We start from the raw sequence: 25898 nt of genomic DNA, 5'->3' as shown, positions 1-25898 counted from the left end.
GAAAAAAGCCCCGAAAGTTATAAAGACCTTCGAGGTAATCCTCAGTAATTGAAATGAAAAAACTAATGTATGTATCTTACAAATTGAATATATCGTTGTGAATAAATATTTTTTATTTTATTTTTAATAATTTGTCTGTAATAATTTTCTGTTTTCCGTCATATATGCTTATTTCATATAGTCCTTCCGGAAGGTGCTGTGTATGGAATGTGGCAGTGTTGTTATGGAGTGTTGTGTTTAGTACATTTTGACCCAACATATTAAATAATCTGGCTTGCAGTGTTTTGTTGCTGTTCAGATGCAGGATTATTTGTTCGCTGAAAGGGTTGGGGCTACATACTAAATTTGTTGCGGCGAATGCAGGAATTTGCGCATCTGTACTTGTAATTTTTTCGTTATCCAAAGGAAACTCATCAAAGAAAGCGTCTATTTCATTGTGGCGTTGCTCTAATGTAGAGAATATATCATCTTGACAAGGCGAATAAGTAATTTCGGAGTCCCAAATTACGGCTAATGTAAAGTCGAGTTTTTCGCCGTTGGGCAGATAATGCTCGCCACTGCTAAACACCATACGAACATCGTGTGGTGTGTTGTTGCTGGTAAATTCATTCCATTCGGTCAAAGAACAAGGATTTCCGTAATATAAAATTTTTGTAGCATTGCCTTGAGGGTCGGTAAAGAAACTGCCGTCCATTTTTTTTCCGTTTAGATAATTATAGTAATGTTCCGGTTCTGAAGGGAGGTTAATCGTGGTTGAGCTAAAGCTTTTTTCATAAGTAATAAATCGTGTGATGTTAAAAGAAGTATCCTGCGAAAAAGGTGCAGGAATATATTGAAACCCTATATAAGGAAGATCACTTTTATAGTGCCCCTCATCGTAGGGGTCGCCGTTGTACGAAAAAGCAATTTGATGTTTGGGATAAAATCCTATAAAATCATCGAGATAAAAGCCTAAGTCCACATCAATATAATGCCCTACCGACACATCATTGTATGTGTTGCCGGAAAAATTGCGCACTTCGTAATGATAAAAAGTATCGTTGTTGATGGCATCATCGGTAGCAAAAGCAAAGGCTGTTATTCCCACTTCAATTCCCAGAGGTAAACCCTTGGTTTGAGTATGTTCGCCGTTGCCGTCATTTACAATATGCCACACCATTTGGTCGGTATAAGAGCCTTCTGTATCAGAATATACTACCGGATAGTCGCCGTCTAAGGGATTATAGATTTGGTCGTGGTTGGTGTCGTAAAAAGGGGCTAAATCTTTGTCGGAAGGTAGTTGAAAATCGCTAAAATACGGATTGTTTCTGCCGGGCCACTGAGCAATGGAAGCGGGTACTTGGCTGATGTCAGTGATGAGGTTGTTGTTGAATTGGGTGATAAAATCGCTGATGTCGTTGCCATATACTGTCCAGTGTCGGTCAAATTCTTCGCATAAATATACGCCATTAGTTGCCAGCGTTCCCGGAAAATAATCATTTATACTACTGCCATCAATGCTACTTTTTCGATACAATTCGGCGGCGATATGTTGGTTGTTGTATTCATCTAATGCGCTTATCCAAAGTGAACCGGCATAAATAGCGTTATGTGTTTGGGGTGCTGATTTTGGCACTTGGTACGAACCCAAAGTGTCTTCGGTGTTGTTGCTGAACATTTCTCTGTATTTCCACAAGTCGCCGCCGCAAAGAAGTGGGGTGCGCACATTATTGATGTTGAGTTCGGCGACAGCAGTACCCGCTTCGCACTGAGCCAAGATAGCAGGTGGTGTAAGCAGGAGCAGGTAACAAAGAAAAGTAAATTTCATGGCATAAAAAATATAAATATTTTGTGAAGCTATTGCAATTCATTTTTTTAAATGTAACGAAATTGTAAAAAAACAACCAACATATACACAATAATAAAAAAAGCTGCTTATCAGAAATGTAAGTAGCTTTTTTTAGATAAGGAATTTATTTTTTTCGGTCGGTTAAAACTTATCAATACGTTTGTTGTAGAGGTCTTTGCTATCCACGATGGTTTTGTTCAAATCTGCCATAATCGTGGCTACGCGCCCTTCTATATTTTGCAACCCCGAATTAATTTGTGCTATTTGCCCCAAAGCAATAGCCACTTCTAAGGCTTTTACAATATCCAAGGCTTCGTCGTGTAAGCCGCGCAACTGTGTAATGGCTTTTTCGGTTTTTTGGAGGGTTTGCTGGTACTCCAATTCGGTTTTGTTGATGGCACTGTTGAGTTCGCCGCGGGTTTTGGCATCGCGCAGCCCTTCGGTTTGTTTTTTCATCGCCGAAAACAAATTTTCGGCATCAGATTTTAAATCGGAATATTCTTTATACAAACCTTCCACTTCTTTATTCACTCTGTCCCACTCGTTATATACTTGCTTAAATTCGCTATCTACATTTTTCGCACTCTCCAATGCCTGCTGAATAGTGCCGAGCCGTTGCACGCTCTTGTCCACAATTTCGTTGGTGTCGTTTTTTTGTTTTTCAAAACCTTCTATTTGTGCTTTAAATTTTTTTTTGAATTTCGGCAAATCTTCGGGACCCTTGTAGCGGCAGGAAACGATGGTCATCAAAAATGCCAAAGACAACATCAATATTTTTGAAAATTTCATGGTTAGTTATAAAATTTATTTTTTTGTAGGAGTATTTTAATTCAATAAAATGTATCGTATAGGACGCTCACAGAAGCGTTTCGCCACTATATTTATTTTTGTTATAGGCATCAAACATACTTCTTCTTTTTAAATATATACATAGCCAATAGCGGGAAAATATATCTTTTCTTTGTGTTTTTTGAAAAAAATAAGAGTTACATACAAAGAAAGGCTGCCCGAAAACAGTTTTTTCGGACAGCCCTTGTAGGTAAAATACTAATTTTAAACAATTTTATTTGCCTTGTTGATAGCGTTTTTCTACGGCTTCCCAATTGATTACATTGAAAAAAGCGTTGATGTAATCGGGGCGGCGATTTTGGTAGTTGAGGTAATAGGCGTGTTCCCACACATCTAAGCCCAAAACCGGAAAACCACCGCAGCCGATACCCGGCATCGGGGGGTTGTCTTGGTTGGCGGTGGAGCAAATTTCTACTTTGCCGCCTTTGTGTACGCACAACCACGCCCAGCCACTGCCAAAACGGGTAGCGGCGGCTTTGCTAAATGCCTCTTTAAACGCATCAAAACCACCCAAATCGCGCTCTATGGCTGCTGCCACTTCGCCGGTGGGTTTGCCGCCGCCGGTGGGCGACATAATTTCCCAAAACAAATTGTGATTGTAATAACCGCCGCCATTGTTGCGAATGGCGGTATTAGCGGGGTCTATGGCTATTTGAAGCAGGTCTTCTATACTTTTTTGCTCCAATTCTGTACCCGCAATGGCAGCATTGAGGTTGTTGGTATAGGCTGCATGGTGTTTGCTGTGATGAATTTCCATCGTGCGGGCATCAATGTGCGGTTCTAAGGCGGTGTAAGCGTAGGGGAGTTCGGGAAGTTTGAATGACATAATTATTGTTTTTTTTATTAAAATATATTGAATAATGAAATTTAAAACTTATTTGTGGGTTTGGGGCTTGGCGAAGAAGCGGAATTAGAAGCACAAATATTCAGTTTAGTATAAATGTTTATTAGAATTCCGAATGCTCAATTTAGCACTGAATCTCGACATTTTAGTAAATCCTTGTTGTGTGCAGTGCTTTTCTATCCATATTTTTCTGTTGGTTCAAATAATGTCAATTGTTGTTTTTCGGGCAACGCTTCTAAATAATTTGATATAAATAGTTCTTTTCCTTTTTGGTCTGCACCTGCTTTTACATTTCTCATACCATACATCAACTCCCAAGGTATAATGTTGGCAAAAGAAAACAAATCTCTAATGTATTCGCTGTCGTCATAAGTTATTAGCCATTTATGTTTACAATTTTTCATATTTTCGGCAAACTTTACGTGGTCAAATGATTTGTGCATATTCCCATTTTTACCATATAATGCAGATTTTGTCGCTGAATAATAAGGTGGGTCAAGAAAAATAAAAACATTTTCGCCTTCTCGTTTTACTAATTCTTCGTAGTCTAAATTAGTAATTTTTGAACCATTGATTACTTTCGCAAATTGATTGAGTCGTTGAATACTACTTTCTGTAAATCTTCCTGTAAAAGCGTGTTCACTAAATCCGCCACTTAAACTTGTTCCTGAAAAGGTAATCCGATTGTAAATAAAAAAGGCAGCACCTCTTTCTAAATCGTTGAATGTTGCCAAATTTTCATTCAGAAATTTATGCAATTCTTTTCCAATAGGGAATTGATTCCGCCATTCGTAAATTTTGTCAATAAGTGCATCTACATCTTTTTGGGTCATTTCCCAAAATTTGTAGAGTTCATAATAAAGGTCGTTAATCCAAAATGTTTTATTAGGAAATCTTTGTTTTGCATAAATGAAAATAGAGCCACCACCTAAAAAGGGTTCTCTAAATTCATCAAATTCAGGAATAATAGTAGCTATTAAATCTACTGACCTGCTTTTCCCACCAGGGTATCTTAATGGACTTTTTATCATTTTGAATGTTGTATTTGAATGATAAAATTATTTTGCTTTGCTTCTGAAAATATTGTTTCTACTAGTTTTATTTGAAGGTCAGAAAACGTGTTTTCAGAAATGAATTGGGCAAGTTCTTTTTTTGAACTTGAAGATGTAATGATACCTTTGAGTTTTGCAGAGGTTAAGTTTAAAATTGCTTCGCTTTTCATATTATTACCATTGACAGTAACTTCTGAAAGGTTGCTGTACAAAATCATTTTCAAAAGCCCGTCTTTAATGTCGCCCTTACTTGGCAGTAAAGCGTTTTTGCTATGTTTGCCTTCAATTAAACTGACTTTGATTGGTGTGATTTTAATTTCATCAACAGTTAAAAAGTATTGACCACCTAAATAATTGGTAATGGTAACTTTTGCTTTTGAAAGTGTTGATAAACTCTCTTTTGGTTGAAGTGTAACATATTCTCTTGACTGTGCTTTTTGTGCTTTGTCTCTTGAAAATGCCATAAAAAGAGATACATCTTTGCCTATTTTCTCCTTAAAGTTTTCTAAACCGGTTGGATTGTGCAACTTCACATTTGTGGTTTGTTCAATGTTAGCATAAGAGGTTTTGACTTTATCAATAATTTTGTGCAAATTGGTATTCAATTCGTTCAAATTCCAATGTAAAGCCGAACTATGGTATTGCTCAATTTCTTTTATTTTTGACAGGACATATCTATTATCAAATTGTTGATTGGTTATTTTTTTATCAGCTTTTTCCGCTTTGTCGTAATAAGCAAAAATCACAAAAACATCTAACAATGACATCAGCGAAACGGTGTCCCATTGTATAAAATCTCTGTCGCCTTTTGCTCCTTCGTCTTTAACAATTGGAATTACAGTAATTTTCTTTGAAATATTTAAAGTATTATAAACTCGTTCAAAAGGATAGGAACGTGTTCTTTTTGGTGAAACCCATTTTGAAATAGCAAATGTATTTTTGTTACTTGTCAGCAAGCAAGACGAAGGCATTTCATTTATGTCAAAACCTTTTATTTTCACATCTTTCAAATTCTCTGTGAAAAGAACTTGATATTTTATGCCTGTTATTTTGCCAACTATGTCCATTTGTTTTTTGTCAAAAGTACAAATTTATAGATTGATTTTTTGGGGTAGGGTGTCTTTTAGCATTGCACACAACAACAAATAAGTGCATTTTCTGTATATAAAAACGGTAAAATGCGCAATTAGTTCCGTTTTTGTTTGAAAAAATCCAGCAACAAAGCCGCACAATCTTCTTGCAGCACGCCGCCGATAACCGCCGTTTTGGGGTGTAGCAAAGGCTGATGAATACACTTGAAGCCTCTTTTTTCGTCGGCAGCTCCATACACCAATTTTCCCAATTGTGCCCAATTTAGTGCGGCAGCGCACATCACACAAGGCTCTAAGGTCACATACAACACGCATTGCGACAGGTAGCGGCTGCCTAAATGATGACAAGCCGCCGTAATGCCGAGCAGTTCGGCGTGGGCGGTGGGATCTTTGAGTTGTTCGGTTTGGTTGTGTGCTTTGGCAATAATCTGGTTGCGGCACACCAACACCGCGCCCACCGGCACTTCGTCGGCTGCATAAGCCAAACGCGCTTCCTGCAAGGCATAGCGCATAAAATGGGTATCGTTCAATATTTCCATCAGATAATACAAAAAAAAATCCGAAAATAAAACCTATCCGCCGATACAGCAAATAAAAATATATCTGTGTTGTTTTGTTTGCATTTATAGACAAGTCATTGCTTAAAATTATCTGATAAATACAGTACCTTTGCACGTCCATTTAAGATTGGCACGTTTTTTTGTTCAAAATAATGAAATAATAAAAATATCAGAAAATATGAAGTTCAACGTTTCTACTGCGGCAATATCTGCTGAACTGAGCACACTCAGCGGTGCTATCAGCAACAATAGTATCTTACCCATTCTGGAAGATTTTTTATTCAGCTTGCACCATCACGAATTGCGCATTGCAGCCAGCGACCTTGAAACCTCCATGAGTACCTCCCTTCAGGTGGAGGGTATCAAAGATGGTAGAGTGGCTATTCCGGCAAAAATATTATTGGATACGCTCAAGGCATTGCCCGACCAACCGCTTGAATTTGATATTGATGATGATACTTATGCCGTTACTATTCAATCGCAAACCGGAAAATATAAGCTGGCAGGCGAAAACGGCAACGATTTTCCCCTGATTCCCGAAAACAAAGAGGGACAAGCCATTGAAATGCCGGCGACTATTTTGCTCAATGCCATCAACAAAACCATTTTTGCGGTGAGCAGCGATGAGTTGCGTCCGGCAATGACGGGTGTGCTGGTATCCATTGACCAAGAAGGCACTAATTTTGTTGCCACCGATGCCCACAAATTGGTAAAATATTCCCACAAAGCCGTCAATAGCTCGCAGTTTTCCAATTTTATTGTGCCGCGCAAAGCAATGAATTTGCTCAAAGGAGCTTTGGCGAAAGCAGAGGGTATTGTGAATATTTCTTACAACAGCACCAATGCTTTTTTTGCCATTGGCAATACTTTGCTGGTGTGCCGTTTGATAGATGCGCGTTTTCCTGACTACAACGCCGTTATCCCGCGCGACAACGGCAATATGCTCACTTTGCCGCGCGGTGAGTTTCAGAATGCCCTGCGCCGTCTTTCTATTTATTCCAGTAAAACCACTTATCAGGTTATTTTGGATATTCAGCCTGATGAAGTTATATTGAGTGCGCAAGATGCCGACTTCGCCAACGAAGCCAATGAGCGTATGCAGGCACAATACGAAGGAAATCCGATGCGTATAGCTTTCAATGCACGCTTTTTGCTGGAAATGCTCAATGTGTTGGGCACTGATGATGTATTAATCAAACTTTCTACTCCGAGCCGCGCCGGACTCATAGAACCCGTAGAGCAGCAGGAAAATGAAGAAGTGACTATGTTAGTAATGCCAATCATGATGAATTATTAGATTATTGTAGTCGGCATTATTTATCAACAGCTTATAGCTCTATAAGCCTGTAAATCAAACATATATATTTTAAAAGGTCTTTTTTTTGAACCTTGACAAAGTTATAACTTTGTCAAGGTTGGTGTGCTTGTTATAAGTATTAATGCCACGCAAAATGCGGCACCGCCCACGCAAAATGCGGCACCGCCCACGCAAAATGCGGCACCGCCCACGCAAAATGCGGCACCGCCCACGCAAAATGCGGCACCGCCCACGCAAAATGCGGCACCGCCCACGCAAAATGCGGCACCGCCCACGCAAAATGCGGCACCGCCCACGCAAAATGCGGCACCGCCCACGCAAAATGCGGCACCGCCCACGCAAAATGCGGCACCGCCCACGCAAAATGCGGCACCGCCCACGCAAAATGCGGCACCGCCCACGCAAAATGCGGCACCGCCCACGCAAAATGCGGCACTGCCCACGCAAAATGCGGCACTGCCCACGCAAAATGCGGCACTGCCCACGCAAAATGCGGCACTGCCCACGCAAAATGCGGCAATGCCCACGCAAAATGCGGCACCGCCCACGCAAAATGCGGCACCCCCCACGCAAAATGCGGCACCGCCCACGCAAAATGCGGCACCGCCCACGCAAAATGCGGCACCGCCCACGCAAAATGCGGCACCGCCCACGCAAAATGCGGCACTGCCCACGCAAAATGCGGCACTGCCCACGCAAAATGCGGCACTGCCCACGCAAAATGCGGCACTGCCCACGCAAAATGCGGCAATGCCCACGCAAAATGCGGCAATGCCCACGCAAAATGCGGCAATACCCACGCAAAATGCGGCAAGGCCCACGCAAAATGAGGCAATGCCCACGCAAAATGCGGCACCGCTCACGCAAAATGCGGCACCGCTCACGCACAATGCGGCACCGCTCACGCAAACTGCGGCACCGCTCACACAAAATGCGGCAATGCCCACGCAAAATGCGGCAATGCCCACGCAAAATGCGGCAATGCCCACGCAAAATGCGGCAATGCCCACGCAAAATGCGGCAATGCCCACGCAAAATGCGGCGATGCCCACGCCAAATGCGGCGATGCCCACGCCAAATGCGGCGATGCCCACGCAAAATGCGGCGATGCCCACGCAAAATGCGGCGATGCCCACGCAAAATGCGGCGATGCCCACGCAAAATGCGGCGATGCCCACGCAAAATGCGGCGATGCCCACGCAAAATGCGGCAGTTTTTTAACTTTGACAAAGTTCCAACTTTGTCAAAGTTGGGGGTTCAGGCGTGGAGGAGCACTCACCCAATATTTGTATTTAAAAAAAATTGAAAGAAAGATAAAATCAGTATTGTAAATATGCTTTCTGATTGCGTATATTTGCCTGTATTGGATTGATATACGCAACTTTGTGCGTATATCTGAATGTTATGGCTATGAGAAGTGAAAATATTATAAATTGTTATCCTCAAAAATTAATAACCAATGACTGAAATTAAAGAAGAAATAAAGGAAACTAAAGAAGCACTATTATCAATAAACCAAAAGAAAAAACTATTTTGGGTTGTAACAAGTATTTTAATTTTATGGTCAATATTGATTCTTTATAAATTAACAAAAACCGAATTCCAAGATACAATTGAAACATATAATAAAACAAAAGTAAAACATTTATATATCTCTGACACTACTAAAGTTGGTGTAGATAGAAGTTTTGAGATTGCTTTACAAGCATGGGAGAATACTGTTTGAATGGTTGATAAATCAATGTCAGCTTTATCAAACGACATTGCAACATTAGAATTAATGGTGACTATTTTAACGATTATTATTGGATTATTTGCATATTTAGGGTTTGTAAATCTAAATGAAATTCGGGCTAAAATATCAAATCTTGATGATGATGCAAGAAAAAAAATTGATGGTATAAAAGAAGATGCAGATAAAAAAATTGCTCTCATGGAAAAAGAAATTAATCTTAAAATATTACATGCACATAATGAAGCAAATAGTAAAATCGAAAATATTCAAACACTGGCTAATCAAAAATTAAGCGAAATTACAGGTATAAAATTACAAGGTGAGAGTATGCTCAAAATTTTAAGAAACGATGCAGATGCTACAATTAATCCTTCTTATATTGAAGCTGAGCTTGATTTTATCGCAATGAAGCTACGAGAGAAAGAATTAAAAGGTGAAGATTTTAATATAGAAGATTTATTTGATTTGGGGCGCCACCATTATGCAAGGGGATATTATCAAAAAGCAATTGAAAGATTTATGCAGGTTTATTCACAAAATGCAAAATTTCCACAAATCACATTTTATTTGGGAATGGCATATGATGATTTACCCAATTTCGATGAAGCTGTAAAATACTACACAGCTTCATACGAAAATGAAATAGAATTTAAGACTAAGGCATTAGCCTTAAGTAATAGAGCTTACACATATATTGAGAAAGCAAGGGATTGGAAACGCAAAGTGAATAATGAAAAGTCAACTGAATTTTATAAATTGGCAATCGACGATTTTAAAACTTCGTTGTCAATTTTATCCGATGATCCAATAGTTCATTACGGGTTAGCTATTGTATATCGTGAAATAGGTGACCAACAAAATGGGTTAAGTTATTTTAATTCAGCAGAAGAATTAATTCATAGAAAACATGAGTATGAAATACTTTATTCAAAAAAACAATATTCACATATGAATGAAGCGTTAAACAATTACTATCGATTTACAAAGTAAGAACCACGAAGCCATAACACAGGCTTTAATGCATATGCTGCCCTATTGGGACAGACCGTCACAAAGCCAAAACGTTAGCGGCAAGGTTAAGACGACATCAAAATGAAACATATCAGCAGACAACTTATAGACAAAAGCCAAGAGGCAATAATACTTGCTTTGGAAACCTATAACAAACCGACAATAAAATATAGAATTGAAGGTTTCTGCTTTTTTTATACGAATGCTTGGGAACTAATCTTAAAGGCGAAAATTATTGAAGACAACAAGAGTGAAAATTCAATTTATTACAAGAAAGTAAAAGGCCAACTAAGAAAATCACTTTCATTAAGAGACTGCTTAAGAAAAGTTTTTACAAATGAAAATGACCCAATTAGAACAAATATTGAAACAGTTGCTGACATTAGAGATAGTGCTACACATTTCATAATTGAAGAACTTGAAAGCATATATTCAGGATTATTTCAAGCAGGCATTCTAAACTATGTTGACAAACTAAATGAGTGGTTTGACGGCTGTATTACTGATAAATGTTCACCTGCTTTAATGACACTTGTTGGAGACAGTAAAGACATTGACCCCATTAAAATCAAGAAGAAATACGGTCCGACAATATTGGAGTTTGTTGAAGCACAAATGACCGAACTAAACAAACGGGAAAATAAAATCGGTAATTCGAAATTTAGAATACCAGTCGAGTATAAACTTGTTTTGACAAAGGTTGAAGGTGACGCAGACATTAAATTGACTGCTTCTACTGAAGGTGCAAAATCTGCTTTGGTTGTGGAAGTTGCCAAAAATCCAAACAAGACACACCCAAATTTGATGAAGCACATTTTGATAAAGGTTTCCAAAAAAATAAAAACGAAATTTACACAATATGACTTTCAAGCTGTACTTGCATTAGAGAAGATAAAAGGAAATGGAAAATTTCATTTTGAACTTGATAACCCAATTACGCATAGATATTCAGACGAATTAGTTGAATTTATTGCAAACAAAATCCAAGCTAACGGACAGTATTTAGAAAACAATAAAAGGAAATATGGTGAACTTAATAAGCAAAAAAGAAAGAAACCCAGCCGCTAATATCGTATTGGCAATATGGCGGCTGAAGTGCTTCTATAACAGTGAAGTGCTAAATTCAAGTTTTGTGCATCTAATGAAGTTTAGTGCTAAAAATCCCCGCCTTCGCAAAGCCGCAAACCGTAATTGGGGCATTGTATATGCAATATTGCGGGTATGTAATAGTTAGTGGTCATCCTATAGAAACACCCTGTAAACTTTGAACAATAAAAAAAGAATGATTTTAAACATTACAACCACTCATAAACCAGCAACCGACTTAGGTTATTTGCTACACAAGCACCCCGACAAATTTCAAACATTTGAGTTATCAGTGGGTAAAGCTCATGTGTTTTATCCTGAAAAAAGTGAAGAGAAAACAACCATAAGCGTTTTGCTTGACATTGACCCAATTGATATGGTTCGTGGAGCAAAAAATTTGGGTGGTGATGGCTTTGCCCTTGGGCACTATGTAAATGACCGTCCTTACGTTGCATCATCATTTATGAGTGTTGCTTTATCAAAAGCTTTTTCATCTGCAATGAATGGAAAGTGTAAAGACAAGCCCGAATTGGTTGATGTAAAACTTCCCTTTGAAGTTACCATTGCTGTTATCCCCGTACCCAAAGGAGGCGAAATTTTAATTAGAAAATTCTTTGAACCTCTTGGCTACCAAGTTGAATTAATAAGACATCAATTAGACTCTAAATTCCCTGAATGGGGCGACAGTAAATATTTTACTTTAAAGTTAAATCATACCATTACTACTAAGGAATTGCTATCTCATCTTTATGTCCTAATCCCAACTATGGACAATGATAAACATTATTTTGTAAGTGAAGATGAAATTGAAAAACTTTTGCAAAAAGGTGAAGGCTGGCTTAAAGAACATCCTGAAAAAGAACAAATTATTAGACGTTACTTAATCAATTTAAATTCCTTATCAAGACAAGCCCTTGAAAGATTAAGCGAAGGTGAAGAAATTGGAGACTTAAGCGATGAGTTGGTTGAGAAAACAGAAAAGGAAAAGCAAAAGGAAACTTTACACGACAAACGTATAAAACTTGTAGCTGAGAAAATAACTGAATCAGGAGCAGAGCGTGTTTTGGATTTAGGTTGTGGAGAAGGAAAATTAATTAGACAATTAATAAAGCAAAAACAATTTTCGTTAATAGCAGGAATGGACGTAGCTTACAATGAGCTAATTAAAGCAAAAGAAAGACTGCATTTTGACGAAATGTCTCCAAAACAAAAAGAGAGAATTAATTTATTTCAAGGCTCATTAACCTACAAAGACCAACGATTAGAAGGATTTGATGCAGCTGCTGTAGTGGAAGTCATTGAACACTTAGACTTAAATAGACTCAAAGCATTTGAACGTGTTTTATTTGAGTTCGCAAAACCTAAAACTATTGTTCTCACAACACCAAACCAAGAGTTCAATGTAATGTGGGATAAATTAGATGCAGAAGAAATGCGTCACGATGACCATCGTTTTGAATGGACAAGAAAAGAATTTTTGGAATGGTCAAATAAAATTGGAGAAACTTATAATTATAAAGTGGAGCTTTTCCCTATTGGAGACGAGGTTGAGAATATAGGAGCTCCTTCACAAATGGCAATATTTACTTATGGAAATTAAAGTACCCGAATTATCGCTTGTTGTTTTAATTGGTGTATCGGGTTCAGGAAAGAGCAGTTTCGCCAAAAAACATTTCAAACGAACAGAAATCTTATCTTCTGACGAATGCCGTGCATTGGTTTCAGATGATGAAAATAATCAGTCAGCAACAAATGATGCTTTTGATGTGTTGTATTACATCGCAGGTAAAAGACTTAAAAATGGCTTATTAACCGTTATAGATGCTACTAATGTACAGAAAGAATCTCGTAAGGGACTTATTGCATTAGGTAGAACTTACCACTGTTTACCTGTGGCCATTGTTTTAGATTTACCTGAAAAAATATGTGAAGAAAGAAATCAAAACAGGCCTGACCGAAATTTTGGAGGACACGTAATTCGTCAGCAAACTCAACAATTAAAGAAATCAATTAGAGATTTAAAAGATGAGGGTTTCAGACAAATATATGTTCTGAAATCACTTGAAGATGTTGATGCAGTTCTTGAAATCAAAAGAGAAAAACTTTATAATGATAAAAAAGATGAGTCTGGCCCATTTGACATCATTGGCGATGTTCATGGATGCTTTGAGGAATTGCAAGACCTCCTTTTAAAATTGGGTTATATCGTAAATAGAGTAGATGAAACTGAAAAGAATTTTGGATTTAATGTTCTTGCTCCTGAAAACAGAAGAGTGATTTTTGTTGGTGATTTGGTTGACCGTGGCCCTGATTCACCAAGCGTTTTGCGTTTGGTTATGAGTATGGTAAATTCAGGTGTAGCCTATTGCGTCCCCGGAAATCACGACTTGAAGTTGCAGAAATACTTAAATGGAAAGCAGGTTCAATTAAAGCATGGATTAGAAGTAACAGTAAAACAACTTGAAACAGAAACCACACAACTTAAATCAGCTGTAGAGAAATTTCTTTATGGATTAATTAGCCATTATGTATTTGATAATGGGAAATTGGTTGTTGCTCATGCTGGGCTTAAAGAAGAAATGCAGGGGCGTGGCTCAGGTGCAGTTCGTTCATTCTGTATGTACGGTGAAACAACAGGAGAAATTGATGAATTTGGTTTGCCTGTAAGACATAATTGGGCAAAAGAATATCGTGGGAAAGCAAAAGTTGTTTATGGACATACACCAGTTCCTGAAGCAGAATGGTTAAATAAAACCATAGATATTGATACAGGTTGTGTGTTTGGAGGTAAGTTAACAGCTTTACGTTATCCTGAAGAGGAAATAGTTTCTGTACAAGCAAAAATGGTGTATTGCGAACCTGTAAGACCAATCAACTTTAATGAAAATCATAACAAACTTAGTTCGCAACAAGAGTATGACGATTTATTAAATATTGAAGATGTAACGGGCAAACGCATTGTGCAAACAAGGCTAAGGAATAACATTACCATTAAAGAAGAGAACTCTATTGCAGCATTGGAAATCATGAGCCGATTTGCCATTAACCCAAAATGGTTGATTTATCTTCCTCCTACAATGTCGCCTTGTGCCACCAGCGATATGCCTGAATATTTAGAACATCCTGCCCAAGCTTTGAATTACTATAAGAAACGTGGAATTGAAAAAGTTGTTTGCGAAGAAAAGCACATGGGTTCAAGAGCTGTATTGGTAATTTGTAAAGATGAAGAAACAGCAACCAAACGTTTTGGTGTTCAAAATGAGGGTATCGGAATTTGCTATACACGAACAGGAAGAAACTTTTTTAATGATGCTGAAATAGAGAAAGAATTTATTGGCAGAGTGAATGAATGCTTAACCAAAACAAACTTTTGGGATAAATTCAACACAGACTGGGTTTGTTTAGATGCTGAATTAATGCCTTGGTCTGCAAAAGCTCAAGCATTACTCAAAGAGCAGTATGCAGCAGTTGGTGCAGCAGCTGGAGGAGCTTTGCCTGAAGTTGAAAAGGCTTTACAACTAGCTTTTGATAGAGGCATAAAAGATGCCCTGCCATCATTAGAAAAATTTGTAATAAAGAACAATACCATTTCAAAATATGTAAAGGCGTATCAAAATTATTGCTGGACAGTTAACTCCATTGACGATTATAAATTAGCTCCATTTCATATTTTGGCAACCGATGGACAAGTTCACTTTGAGAAAACAAATGAATGGCACATGGAAAACATTGCCGAAATCTGCAAAGGCGACACCAAACTATTTATGGCGACACCTTACAAAATTGTAAATCTAAACGACCAGACAAGTTATGACGAAGCTGTAAACTGGTGGATGGAATTGACAAAAAAAGGCGGAGAAGGAATGGTTGTAAAACCTTACGACTTTATTTCCATAGGAACAGAAGGACTTTTACAACCTGCTGTAAAATGTAGAGGAAGTGAATATCTAAGAATTATTTATGGCCCCGAATACGACTTGCCTGAAAACATAAAAAGACTAAAAAACCGTGGACTTTCTAGAAAACAATCTTTAGCCATCAGAGAATTTGCTTTGGGCGTTGAAGGACTGGAACGGTTTGTGAAAAAAGAACCATTAAGACGAATACATGAAAGTGTTTTTGGAGTATTAGCATTAGAAAGCGAAGATGTTGACCCACGATTATAGCAAAACAAAAATATTAGCGAACACACCATAGAATCACCAATATTGAGGCAGAATATCAAGTCTCAATATTGGTGATTCTATTCAACATTATCGTAAATATGAGCATTCGTATTTTAAATTTCCCATCTTCGCCAAGCCCGAAACCGTTCCTTGCTATTATAAATAATATGAAACATAAAAAACCAAAGACAATTTTCGAGTTATTGGATTATGACCAATTCCGTAAACGAATGGCCATGTACATTGGCGAAAAATCAATTTCAAAATTGGGACTATTTATGTTAGGTTATGAGATGTGCGAGAAGCTTAACGAAATAAAATCAACAGATACAAAACCTCCGTTTTGGCTTTTTTTTCAGTGGATTTGTAAATATTATAACCATAGTGGCTCTTACTACAGTTGGGACGGAATAATTCTACAGAATTGTGGGAATGATGAGGCAAAAGCCTTAGACACATTTTTTGAAAGATTCGATGAGTTCAGGACTTACAAACCAATCAAAATAATATCGGCAAAAATCACAGATTCTGAATTGAATTTTTTTCATTCACACGATGGAATAATACCATTAAAACAACTATTTGGCATAGTTATTATGGTATGGTAATTATGTCATTACCCATAGAACTTATCATAAAAGAGTCAGCAGATTACCTAAAACAGCTACATAAAAAAGCCAAAAGGAAGGGCGTTTCTAAAATAAAGATGTTGATGAATATCCAAAGCGGTATCCACCACAATCATCTTCTTGCCATCAAGTCAGGGGCTTCTGTGCGTTCGATAAACAGGTGGAAAGCTACTTACCAATCGCAAGGACTTGATGGATTGCTCAGGGACAATAGAGGTGGTGATTTCCGTAGCCAACTCGAGACAGCAGACAAGGAGCGGATATCGCAAAAGCTAAAAGATCCCAAGAATGGGTTGCGCAGCTACAAAGAAGCACAGCAGTGGCTGAAGTCGGAGTTGGGTATTGAAAAGCAATACAATACGGTAAGGATGTATCTGAAGCGAAACTTTGGCACAAAACTCAAGGTGGGTAGAAAAAGCCATATCAAAAAGGACGAAGCGGCGGTTGATACTTTTAAAAAAACTTATCAAACACGCTAGAAGGCATTAAAAATAAGGAGTTTCGTCTTTCAGGCTGCCAGTGTATAAATATTTATGTTGCTGACGAAAGCAGGGTCGGGTTATTGCCCAATATAAGACGATGCCTTACCGCAAAGGGCGTAAAACCCATCGTAGCTTACCAACATCGCTTCCAAAACTTCTATCTCTTTGGTGCCTATTCCCCCATCAACGGAGACAATCTTACCTTAGAAATGCCTTACTGTAATACGGTCTGCTTTCAAATATTTATAGATAAACTCTCCGTACAAAAGCCTGAAGAATTCAAGATAATTCTACTTGACAATGGTGCTTTTCACCACAGCCGACAATTGGTAATTCCTAAAAATATTCATCTGTTGTTTATTCCTCCTTACTCTCCCGAATTAAACCCCGCAGAGATGATATGGCGATTCATCAAGGGCAAAACTGCTAACATTATTTGCAAAGATCTGGAAGAACTCTCCGCCAAAGTCACTGATATTATCAACGATATGAGTAACGTTATCATTCAATCCATTACAGGTTGGAAACTTTTTACAAACTGTGCCTTTTAGATGTTTATTTGGTATAAGATGGACTGTGAAGGGCGGAGAAAGTATAAGAGAAAAACCGGCAGAAATACTATATGTTGTCGAATACGATAAAGAGGTTTCGGCTCAACAATTCATCATTTCAGAGATGAAAAACAAATTCACGCTGATTATAAATCATCAATTAAAAATGCAATAGGAGAAGCCGAAAGAGAATACGGAAAAGAGCTGAAATGGAACAGCATTGATGATGAAAAATTAGAAGAAGTTTACAAAAAAATAATTTATTCCCTTTCGGGATATAGATACTAATTTTTATTGATAAGGTCATCAATATGTTGTAAAATATTGACAATTTGATTTTTAGTAAATATTTTTTGTTTAGTTAGTTCATTGATATGCTGTTCAAATTTTTGTAAAGAGTCTTTACAATCAGCATTGTGCGTCACATTTAACCTTATCAAGTGTATGGCATACTCTACCAAATTAAGTTTTGGAGAGTAAGGAGTTAGGTATCTAAAATCTATTTCAAGATTTAATTGAGCCGTCAATTCTTGATAAATTGTTTTCATTTTCTGCTTATGTGTGCGGTTATTATCCAAATAAACAACTACTTTTTTAATCCCTTTATTTTGATAAATAAGTGATAAATCGGCAAAATATTGAGCTACTTGGTTGGCTTTGGCTACTTGGTTGGCTTGGAACAGACAATCCGCATCAAAAAGGTCAATGGCTAAGAATCCGTTTAGTCTTATCAAAATGGGCTTTCTGGTGGCTCAGATTTAAGCGTTCCAATAAGTCATAAATGCCTGATTTATAAACTACTCCATAGGTGGCTTTTAGATAGGCTTTCATCTCGTTGCCTGTCCAAATATTCCCCTTTAAACCTACCTCCAAGGGACGTTTATTTAAAACAACTTCCTTAAAATCAAACATTTGAAACTCGCTTAGTTGGCTGGGTTGTTTTCGCTCAACCCGCTTGCATAATTGCTCAAAGCCGCCCATAATATACTCATTGATATATTTACGAACACTTTGCCAATGTACCTTCAATTCCAAAGGGATTTCTTTAAATTCTTTCCCTTGATTATACAGAAAAACGCAACGCAATTTCTTGCGTATGTATTCTATTTGATGACGATGATAATACTTCTGGTATTCTTTTACGTCAAATCCTCTTTGTTCAAATTTTGTTCTACTATAGCCCATAATGCAAAATTATAAAATATTAACCAAATGTGAGTAATAAAGAAGATACAACTGCACTTTGATAAAGCCTGAAACCGCTTTTACTTCTACCGTTTTATTTGTAGATTTTTATTATTTCTTAAATTTAACTTTTTTCCTCGTATTCGATGCTTTCAAGGCTCATTTATTTTTTTCCATCTGTTCAATCTTCGTTAAAATTTCAAGAATCATTTCATTTTGATGCTCTAAATGCCTTAATATTATTTCAACTTCGGTTTCGGATTTTTTGTTAACCTTGAAATTTTCTTCTGCTCTTAGTTCGGCATGTTTTGATTGCAAATTTTGCCCCACCATAATTAAAGGCATAAGAAATATTTGAATCATATTTGATATAAATAACCATAAAACAAAAGCAGGAAACGGATCGAAACGCAATGGAATGGGGGCAAGGGTATTCCAACTAAGCCAAGTGATAGTCCATATAAAAATCAGAAAGAAAAAAACCATACTGCCTACATGGTTAGTAATCCATAATGCTAACTTATCAGGAAGTGATAAGCTGTTTTTGTATTTTGTGTTTATGTTATTAATCGGAGTAAAATTTTTTCTTGTTTCTTCCAGTTTTTGAATTTGTTGATGTTTCATTTTTTTATTATTCGTTGTCTGTTTTGATTGAGTAGTAATTGGCAACCCACTGAAATACTGCAAATCCTATAATGAATACAAATGACATTGTGTTAAGTATTTTTCCCGTAGAAAAGGTTATTGCAATGGCAACGATACCTGCTATAGCCAAAGCAACAGTATAAATTAATAATACCTGTTTTTTCTGAGATGGGGAAAATACAACTCCTAATGGTGGCATCATCAGGAAACCAAATATGGCAAGAGGCAACATTCTTTCGTCTGATAAGATAAAATATAACAATAATCCGACAATAAAAACACCTAAACTTGCAGCCACTAGGTTTGCACTCATTTTTTGTTTTTTACTTAACAATAATTGTCCGTATTTATTGAACCTTAGCAATAAATTACTGATGGGGGTAATTATCCACGTTGAAAATGCCAGCAAACCCAGTACAATAACGAGTGGCGTTAAATAGGGCTGAAGGGTTTCGTTGTTGCGGGCTAAAGTTTTTAATGCTCTAAAAACTAAAAAGAAAACAATAAGAAAACGCCACTGATATTGAGCTTTCAGATTATTTATCCAAAATCGGTATTTCAAAAACCAGCGATAAATGGGATTGGTAGCTTTGATGGCTTCTAATATTCCCGATTGTGCGTAGTCAGAAGAGGGGTCATTCGAGAGTGCTTCTTTAAAGTGCTCCAAGGCTTTTTTGTATTCTCCTTTTTCTAATAAACCCCAACCATAATTGGCATGGGTATAGGCATTGTTCGGGTCTTCTTTTAAAGCACCTTCTATGGTTTCAGCTGCTTCTTTGCTTCTGTTTAGTTTATTTAATGCCGTACTTCTTGTGTTGAGAGCCAATATATTTTCGGGATCTGTGGAGAGGGCTTTGTTTGCCGCTTCGAGTGCCTCGTTAAAATCCTTACGCCCCAACTTGATACTTGCCAATAATGCAAAATAATCCGCATCGTAAGGCTCTAACGAAATTGCCTGACAGATATGTTTTTCTGCCTCACCTAATTTATCCTGCATAATGGCAATGCGGGATTTGGTATAAAATAAATGTGAGGTATCGGGCGACAGCGCAATGGCATTATCAATGATACCGTTGGCTGCATCTGGTTTATTTTGCTGTAAGTTTACTTCTGCCAGTAGCGACAGGAAATGAATATTATCGGAATATTCTGCGAGCAGATTTGTAAGGATTTTTTCTGCATCTGCGTATTTTTTTTGCTCAATTAGCACCTCTGCTCTTGATAGCCTGTTATCCTCTATCATATTTACTTTTTAATTTTCATGTAAGTTAATATATCGTCATACAGTCCTGAATCATTTGCAAACAAAGCAAAATTTTTGGCGGTTGAAAACCACTCCTGAGTGCTGCTGGGTTTATGTTTTTTCAGGGCAGTCAGCAGGTCGTTTGTTTCAAGGGGTTGTATGATGCCGTCTTTAAACGAAATTTCAAGTTTTTGCTCAATTGCCAAATCAATGATTGCATCAATATCTGCACCCGAATAATTTTCCATTTTTTTGGCAATGGCTTGAAAATCAATTATTCCTGTCGGCTTGTTGTTGAGTTTTAATTTTAAAATAGATGCTCTTGTCGTTGCATCAGGCGGCGAAACAAATATAATCCGGTCAAATCTGCCGGGTCGTCTGAATGCGGAGTCTAAATTCCAGGGAGTGTTTGTTGCACCCATCACTAAAACGCCCTCGTTTGTGCTGTCAATGCCGTCAAGTTCCTGCAAAAACTGATTGATCAAATGTCTGCCACTTGATTGTTTCATATCGCTTCTACTTGCACCCAGCGCGTCAATTTCATCAATAAACAATACGCAAGGTGTGTGGTGTCGGGCTAACTCAAAAATTTCGTGCAGATTTTTTTCGCTGTTGCCAATCCACATATCCAAAATATCGTTCAGACTGACGCTGATAAATTTAGCATTTATTTGTCCGGCAGTTGCTTTGGCTATAAATGTTTTTCCGCAGCCCGGCGGACCGTATAGCAAAATCCCGCCACCGATTTTTTTACCGTATGCTTTGTAGAGTTCGGGGTGAAGAAGTGGTTTAATAATTTTTAATTCAATTTCTTTTTTTACTGCTTCCATTCCTCCCACATCACCGAAGCTGATATTGGGTTTTTGTAAAAATCGGCTGTCTGATATTTCTTCTGTTTCCGTAATTTTGCTGCTGTTTTTTTGCCGCAATTGGCTGTCGAGTTCTTCGTCAAAATAATCAGGGTCAATCGCCAAGGCTTTTTTGTATGCCTCTATTGCGGCTGCTATTGCATTCTCTTTTAAAAGCCCCTTTGCATATAGCGTAAAAACACTCAGGTCATTTGTTCCGTTTTCAATCACTTCTTCCAAAATGACATTGCAGGCTGAATAGCTGCCTTTTTTAAAAAACACCTTGGCAAGCCCGATTTTTGCTTTGTGGTCGTTGGTCAGTTTAAGTATCGCTGCAAACTCCTTTTCTGCTTCTTCGAGTCTGTTCAAAGTTAATAAAGAATCAGCCAATAAAAATCGCAACGGAGTATTGTCGGGCGAGTGCTGCAATGCTTCCCGCAGGTTGTTTATTGTGTTGTCATTCATATCTTTAATGTCATATTTCTGTCTGTTTACAGGGTGAGGTTTTAGAATTGGTGCTTACTATTGTCTGACCAACTTGTGTTATAGGATTCTTTTTTAGCTGCTTAAAAAATGAATCAGTACAAAAAGGATTATTCCAAAAATTCCAATAAGTGAAAACAAAAACAGATAATCGGCATATCGCTCCAGTTTTTCTTCTTTTATTTTATTTTCAGTTCTGATAGAAATAAAAGATAGCATTGAAGATATAGTCAGCAGCAAAGCAATAAGCGAAGTCAGTTCATCAATCAAACTGTTTTCTTTTTTATCGGCTAAATGAAAGGACGTAATTACGATGAGGCAAAATCCTAAAAGATTCGCTGAAGTTCCTAAAATATGCTGAGACGTTTTATTTGCCATTTTTGTAGCATAAAAATTTAAAAATAACAAAAACCATTTCTGAAATTTATATTATACATACCTATCTGATGCACAAAATAGGTGTTGTGGACTCTGTACGTTTTTATAGTTCAATTTGTCTTTTTGGAAACCTTCTTTTTTTTATTGCTCGCAAGTACTCCTAATTTCATTGTCAATTTTATAGTTGATTTAACAATCAATTCGTGTCTCTGCAAAAATAAAAAAATATACGCAATTCATTTAAAACAATTTCTCTGACGACAACAAAGTTTCATTTTTGCCAAAGTTGTAATTGCTGCTCTACGGCACGGATAGCGGCGGTGGTTCGTGTGTTGCCGCTGCCGCTGATGCGTACATAGTTGAGATGGCGGCTTTGCAGGTGCGCTTCGTACAAAGCATAAATTTCGGAATGATTGTGTGGGTTTTCGCGCAGGGGGTCGTAGTGCCAAGGCAGGTCGGGCACACAGAGCAAATACAAATTCTGGGGGTCGGAATGTAGTTGTTCTTCTATCCACGGGTGGCAATGCCCGTATTTATCATCGCTCCAGATTTTTATGGTGATTAAGTCGGTATCGCAAATAATAAATGGGGCTTCTGGAAATGTTGCTGCGATTTGTGCCTCCAAATTTGTTTGCCCTTGGGCTATTTGCAATAAGTCGTTTTCGCAGTAGTCGGTGCTGTTCCGCTGTTCAAAAAAAATACGCGCATATTCCGGCACTTGCGGCACACCGAAATGCGCCGCCAACGCTGCTGCTAGAGTGCTTTTGCCCGAAGACTCCGCACCTGTTATAATTATTTTTTTCGGGGACTTGCTATTTGCTGCTTCCATTGCCAAAATCCATAGATTGCCAATGCTGTAAATACTACATATTGAAATGCCGTAAGCACTAAACCTTTATATATAAACAAAGGAATTACCATTATATCTCCTGCTATCCACCAAAGCCAGTGTTCTATTTTTTTGCGTGCCATCAAATACATCGCTACCAAAAAAATGGCGGTCGTGAGGCTATCCCAAAAAGGTACATCGCTGTCGGTGTAGTGGCGAAGTAGGGCATAAATTAACCCAAAAAACAAAAAAAATAAGCCCGCATCGCGCAGATTTTCGCGGGAGCTGTTGTGCATAATTCCGCTTTGCTCATTTTGCTGCACTTGATTCCAGTGTATCCAGCCATATACGCTCATCACAAAATAATACATTTGAATACCCATATCCGCATACAATTTACTATTGAAGCAGATATATACATACAACAATACATTCACAATACCCGTAGGATAAACGGCGATATGGTTGCGTCCTGAAAAATATACGCTCAACAAACCGAAAATTACCGCTATTGCTTCCAAAGCGGAGCTTTGTACGATTTGTTGCCATAGCGTTTCAAACATAATGCGGATTTTAGTTCGGTTGCGGCTTTGGTGTGAGGAATATCAAATAGCTGAACACCAGCACATCATACACAAAATGGGCGGCAACGGCAGCAAAAAAACCTTGAACGGTGAATAAATAACCAAAAGCGCAGCTTAATGCAATGAGGATAAAACCAAAAATACTCAATTGCCAGTTTTTGGGGTTGAGATAGCCGTGCAGCATTACAAAAATAGTAGAGGTGAGCAGATTGCCCAAGTGCATTTGCAATCCCGCCCTGAAAAACAACTCTTCGCCGATAGCAGCACAAAATGAATAAAAAACAACATCGTGCATATCAATACCGCGAATATCCAATACATCTTCAAATAATTGATGGATGCTTTGAAAAGGTTTTAGGCGCACGAGCAACGTAACCAACAGTGCGCCCGCACCGCCTACCACTGCTCCCCACAGCAACTGACGATACCATATACTGCCGCCGAGCAGCACCTGACGCAAAGGCGTATCCTGAAACCAATGCACACCGAGTAAGCCCGCAATGCCAAAGCCGAATAAAGTGAGGCAACTGAGCCAAAATAAAGTATTTCTGTCGGGTTTCACAAGAGAGTTTAGCGTATTAGAGAGACGTAGTTTCAAAAAAAGGCTAACAAAAATATAGCAAAAAAAATGCTGTGTTTGTTTTCGGGCAGCAAAGGTACGTTAAAAAAAAACTGTATAACAGACAAATACTGTCTTATTCTTTCAAAAAAGGATTAAAACGGCGTTCTGTGCCGATGGTGGTGGGATCGCCGTGACCGGCATATACTTTTACATGGTCGGGTAGCGTGAGCAATTGTGTTTTAATGCTGCGAATAAGTGTATTGTAGTTGCCGCCAGGGAGGTCGGTGCGCCCGATACTGCCCTCAAACAATACATCGCCGCCGATGACAAATTGCGAGGCGGCACTGTAAAAACAAATGCTCGCCGGAGAGTGTCCGGGTGTAAAGAGGATTTTCAGGACACTGCCATTGCCAAAGCTGATTTCGTCTTTTTCAGAAATGAAACGCTGCGGCTGCGGCGACTCTTCATAGTGCATACCCCACATTTGCGTATAGGCTTTTGCCCCTTGCAAAATCGGTACTTCGCCTTCGTGTATTTCCAAGCCCAAACCATAGCGGTCGGCGATGTAGGCATTGCCGAAAATATGGTCAATGTGGCAGTGGGTATTGAGCAAGCGGCAGGGCTGTAGTTGTTGGGCGGCGATAAAATTGCTGAGTTCTTTGCGCTCGGCGGCAGTGCTGCAACCCGGGTCAATGATGAGGCAGGCGAGGCTGTCGTCCCACACCAAATAGGTGTTTTCCCGAAAATCGTTGAACGTGAAATAATGTACTTGAAGCACGGCATTAAAAAAAAGATGATAATATAAAAAATACAGCATCAAAGATAAGTATTTTTATGTTTTATCTGCATCACCGACACTTGCAAGGTATTGCCAACCGCAAGAAAAAATTACAATTCTGTACCGATATTTTTTGCGCAAGCACAAAAACGCCACACCTACAACAAAATAATTATTATACAGAAAACAGGTTGTAGAATTTCTGCTGAGGAATTAAAGCCATTTCAGGGCAATAAGTATAGCGCGAAGGGCGTTTGCCAAAAATCACACTCAGCACATAATACAAAAAATCTTCGGCACTTTGATAAACAAACCGATTGATAAATTGCAGTTTGCCCGCTTGCAGCCAAAAAATATCTAAATGGTTGCTTTCGCGGTGTATGATAAGGCGAGATGAAAAACGTGCAGAAGGCTGCAAATAATCTTTCAGCACCGAAGACAAGAGCACCGATTGAGCGTGTTTGAGCGTATAATCTTCAAAAGAACGGTCTAAAACCTCCGTCAGTGCGTGGTCAATAGCGTAGATGTTGAAATAGTCAAAACCGCGAATTTCATCGCAACGCAGTTGTACGTTGTGTTGCGGGGCGAGATTAAAATCAAAGTATTGGCGCAAATCGCTGCCGTCAAAAAATTCGTGCGGTACAAAAGTATTCAACAAACCCGACAGCGCAATCGATACATCATCAAAGCGATACGCCGAACTGAGAAGTTCATCTTTGTCTAATATATCTTTGAGCTTGCCGAAATCGTGTAAATAAGAGCTGCCATACAAAGGATAGGATTTAAGACGTTGCACACAATCTTGCATATCGCATACGGCATAAGCAAGAATATAATCAGAAATAAAAATACATAATTTACTCTTCTTCAAATCAATAGAATCAAAGTTAAGATGTTTTATACTGATATCGGAAAGTATTTTTGACGATTCCATCGTATATATATATCAAATCTGTAAAATCTTTTATAGAGTCGGATAAACTCCTTATTTAAGTTAAACTGCCGGAATGAATACTCCTCTATGGAAAATAGTTAAGCGAACATTAAGCCAAGTTTTCAGCAGTTTTTAAAATTTTTTGTATTTGCTCCTATAACTTTTTGCCAACGTTGCCTGTTCAATAATGAAATATGTAGCGGAATGTTTATGCAATATGGTGGTTT

At 38.2% G+C, this 25898-nt stretch carries 28 protein-coding genes; 10 read left to right on the top strand and 18 right to left on the bottom strand.

Annotated features, from left to right (window positions below):
- Nucleotides 1–112: 112 nt before the first annotated feature.
- The 6 genes from IPL35_02565 to IPL35_02540 form a co-directional block, all read right to left on the bottom strand.
- Nucleotides 113–1807, bottom strand: a complete 1695-nt coding sequence (locus tag IPL35_02565; protein ID MBK8442347.1) for a T9SS type A sorting domain-containing protein — start codon at nt 1805–1807, stop codon at nt 113–115.
- Nucleotides 1808–1969: 162 nt separating this feature from the next.
- The gene (locus tag IPL35_02560; protein MBK8442346.1) at nt 1970–2617 is read right to left on the bottom strand and encodes a DUF2959 family protein; all 648 of its coding nucleotides are present in this window, start codon (nt 2615–2617) and stop codon (nt 1970–1972) included.
- 274 nt (nt 2618–2891) lie between these two features.
- Entirely contained in the window at nt 2892–3506 is a 615-nt protein-coding gene (locus tag IPL35_02555) for a superoxide dismutase (protein ID MBK8442345.1), read from the bottom strand.
- A gap of 191 nt (nt 3507–3697) precedes the next feature.
- A complete protein-coding gene (locus IPL35_02550) occupies nt 3698–4552 on the bottom strand; it encodes a DNA adenine methylase (protein MBK8442344.1) in 855 nt (284 codons plus the stop codon).
- Nucleotides 4549–5640 carry a hypothetical protein gene (locus IPL35_02545; protein ID MBK8442343.1) on the bottom strand — a complete coding sequence of 364 codons (1092 nt, stop codon included), beginning with the start codon at nt 5638–5640 and terminating at the stop codon, nt 4549–4551. Before IPL35_02545 ends, IPL35_02550 begins: the two co-directional genes overlap by 4 nt.
- A 119-nt stretch (nt 5641–5759) precedes the next feature.
- A complete protein-coding gene (locus IPL35_02540) occupies nt 5760–6203 on the bottom strand; it encodes a nucleoside deaminase (GenBank protein ID MBK8442342.1) in 444 nt (147 codons plus the stop codon).
- A 199-nt stretch (nt 6204–6402) separates the two neighbouring features.
- Here IPL35_02540 and dnaN point away from each other — a divergent pair, with 199 nt between their 5' ends.
- On the top strand, nt 6403–7521 hold the full coding sequence (gene dnaN / locus IPL35_02535) for a DNA polymerase III subunit beta (GenBank protein MBK8442341.1): 1119 nt from the start codon (nt 6403–6405) through the stop codon (nt 7519–7521).
- Between the two features lie 139 nt (nt 7522–7660).
- Here dnaN and IPL35_02530 read toward each other — a convergent pair whose 3' ends face one another.
- A complete protein-coding gene (locus IPL35_02530) occupies nt 7661–8398 on the bottom strand; it encodes a hypothetical protein (protein MBK8442340.1) in 738 nt (245 codons plus the stop codon).
- Here IPL35_02530 and IPL35_02525 point away from each other — a divergent pair.
- The 9 genes from IPL35_02525 to IPL35_02485 all read left to right on the top strand — a co-directional run bounded on the left by IPL35_02525 (nt 8377) and on the right by IPL35_02485 (nt 17202).
- A complete protein-coding gene (locus IPL35_02525; GenBank protein ID MBK8442339.1) occupies nt 8377–8763 on the top strand; it encodes a hypothetical protein in 387 nt (128 codons plus the stop codon). The genes IPL35_02530 and IPL35_02525 overlap by 22 nt on opposite strands.
- A 238-nt stretch (nt 8764–9001) precedes the next feature.
- Nucleotides 9002–9268 carry a hypothetical protein gene (locus tag IPL35_02520; protein ID MBK8442338.1) on the top strand — a complete coding sequence of 89 codons (267 nt, stop codon included), beginning with the start codon at nt 9002–9004 and terminating at the stop codon, nt 9266–9268.
- A 15-nt stretch (nt 9269–9283) separates the two neighbouring features.
- Nucleotides 9284–10267: a tetratricopeptide repeat protein gene (locus IPL35_02515; GenBank protein MBK8442337.1), complete on the top strand. Its 984-nt coding sequence runs from the start codon at nt 9284–9286 to the stop codon at nt 10265–10267.
- A gap of 102 nt (nt 10268–10369) precedes the next feature.
- Complete coding sequence (locus IPL35_02510) at nt 10370–11356, top strand: DUF3644 domain-containing protein (protein ID MBK8442336.1); 987 nt, start codon at nt 10370–10372, stop codon at nt 11354–11356.
- Between the two features lie 214 nt (nt 11357–11570).
- A complete protein-coding gene (locus tag IPL35_02505) occupies nt 11571–12974 on the top strand; it encodes a 3' terminal RNA ribose 2'-O-methyltransferase Hen1 (GenBank protein MBK8442335.1) in 1404 nt (467 codons plus the stop codon).
- Nucleotides 12964–15540: a polynucleotide kinase-phosphatase gene (locus tag IPL35_02500; protein ID MBK8442334.1), complete on the top strand. Its 2577-nt coding sequence runs from the start codon at nt 12964–12966 to the stop codon at nt 15538–15540. Before IPL35_02505 ends, IPL35_02500 begins: the two co-directional genes overlap by 11 nt.
- A gap of 98 nt (nt 15541–15638) precedes the next feature.
- Nucleotides 15639–16148, top strand: coding sequence for a hypothetical protein (locus tag IPL35_02495; protein ID MBK8442333.1), 510 nt, complete (start codon nt 15639–15641; stop codon nt 16146–16148).
- Between the two features lie 2 nt (nt 16149–16150).
- Nucleotides 16151–16648, top strand: a complete 498-nt coding sequence (locus tag IPL35_02490) for a winged helix-turn-helix domain-containing protein (GenBank protein ID MBK8442332.1) — start codon at nt 16151–16153, stop codon at nt 16646–16648.
- Nucleotides 16649–16731: 83 nt separating this feature from the next.
- Nucleotides 16732–17202 carry an IS630 family transposase gene (locus tag IPL35_02485; GenBank protein ID MBK8442331.1) on the top strand — a complete coding sequence of 157 codons (471 nt, stop codon included), beginning with the start codon at nt 16732–16734 and terminating at the stop codon, nt 17200–17202.
- Nucleotides 17203–17486: 284 nt separating this feature from the next.
- Here the strand turns inward: IPL35_02485 and IPL35_02480 are convergent, their stop codons facing one another.
- The 11 genes from IPL35_02480 to IPL35_02430 all read right to left on the bottom strand — a co-directional run bounded on the left by IPL35_02480 (nt 17487) and on the right by IPL35_02430 (nt 25608).
- Complete coding sequence (locus IPL35_02480; GenBank protein ID MBK8442330.1) at nt 17487–17936, bottom strand: transposase; 450 nt, start codon at nt 17934–17936, stop codon at nt 17487–17489.
- A complete protein-coding gene (locus IPL35_02475; protein ID MBK8442329.1) occupies nt 17905–18387 on the bottom strand; it encodes a winged helix-turn-helix domain-containing protein in 483 nt (160 codons plus the stop codon). Before IPL35_02475 ends, IPL35_02480 begins: the two co-directional genes overlap by 32 nt.
- 159 nt (nt 18388–18546) lie before the next feature.
- Entirely contained in the window at nt 18547–19011 is a 465-nt protein-coding gene (locus IPL35_02470; GenBank protein MBK8442328.1) for a DUF1003 domain-containing protein, read from the bottom strand.
- A 7-nt stretch (nt 19012–19018) separates the two neighbouring features.
- Nucleotides 19019–20275, bottom strand: coding sequence for a tetratricopeptide repeat protein (locus tag IPL35_02465; protein MBK8442327.1), 1257 nt, complete (start codon nt 20273–20275; stop codon nt 19019–19021).
- A 2-nt stretch (nt 20276–20277) separates the two neighbouring features.
- Entirely contained in the window at nt 20278–21588 is a 1311-nt protein-coding gene (locus tag IPL35_02460) for an AAA family ATPase (protein MBK8442326.1), read from the bottom strand.
- Between the two features lie 93 nt (nt 21589–21681).
- The gene (locus IPL35_02455) at nt 21682–21984 is read right to left on the bottom strand and encodes a hypothetical protein (GenBank protein MBK8442325.1); all 303 of its coding nucleotides are present in this window, start codon (nt 21982–21984) and stop codon (nt 21682–21684) included.
- A gap of 271 nt (nt 21985–22255) precedes the next feature.
- Nucleotides 22256–22813: an ATP-binding protein gene (locus IPL35_02450; protein MBK8442324.1), complete on the bottom strand. Its 558-nt coding sequence runs from the start codon at nt 22811–22813 to the stop codon at nt 22256–22258.
- The gene (locus tag IPL35_02445) at nt 22777–23376 is read right to left on the bottom strand and encodes a nicotinamide mononucleotide transporter (protein MBK8442323.1); all 600 of its coding nucleotides are present in this window, start codon (nt 23374–23376) and stop codon (nt 22777–22779) included. The genes IPL35_02450 and IPL35_02445 overlap by 37 nt, the downstream gene beginning before the upstream one ends.
- Before the next feature lie 10 nt (nt 23377–23386).
- Nucleotides 23387–23959 (bottom strand): CPBP family intramembrane metalloprotease, encoded by a 573-nt coding sequence (locus IPL35_02440; GenBank protein MBK8442322.1) that lies wholly within the window; start codon nt 23957–23959, stop codon nt 23387–23389.
- A 133-nt stretch (nt 23960–24092) separates the two neighbouring features.
- A complete protein-coding gene (locus tag IPL35_02435) occupies nt 24093–24737 on the bottom strand; it encodes an MBL fold metallo-hydrolase (GenBank protein ID MBK8442321.1) in 645 nt (214 codons plus the stop codon).
- Nucleotides 24738–24912: 175 nt separating this feature from the next.
- Nucleotides 24913–25608 carry a DUF3822 family protein gene (locus tag IPL35_02430; GenBank protein MBK8442320.1) on the bottom strand — a complete coding sequence of 232 codons (696 nt, stop codon included), beginning with the start codon at nt 25606–25608 and terminating at the stop codon, nt 24913–24915.
- Nucleotides 25609–25898: the final 290 nt, after the last annotated feature.

It is taken from the genome of Sphingobacteriales bacterium (assembly GCA_016711285.1).
Taxonomy (GTDB): domain Bacteria; phylum Bacteroidota; class Bacteroidia; order Chitinophagales; family UBA2359; genus JADJTG01.
This window is presented reverse-complemented; position numbering and strand designations above follow the sequence as displayed.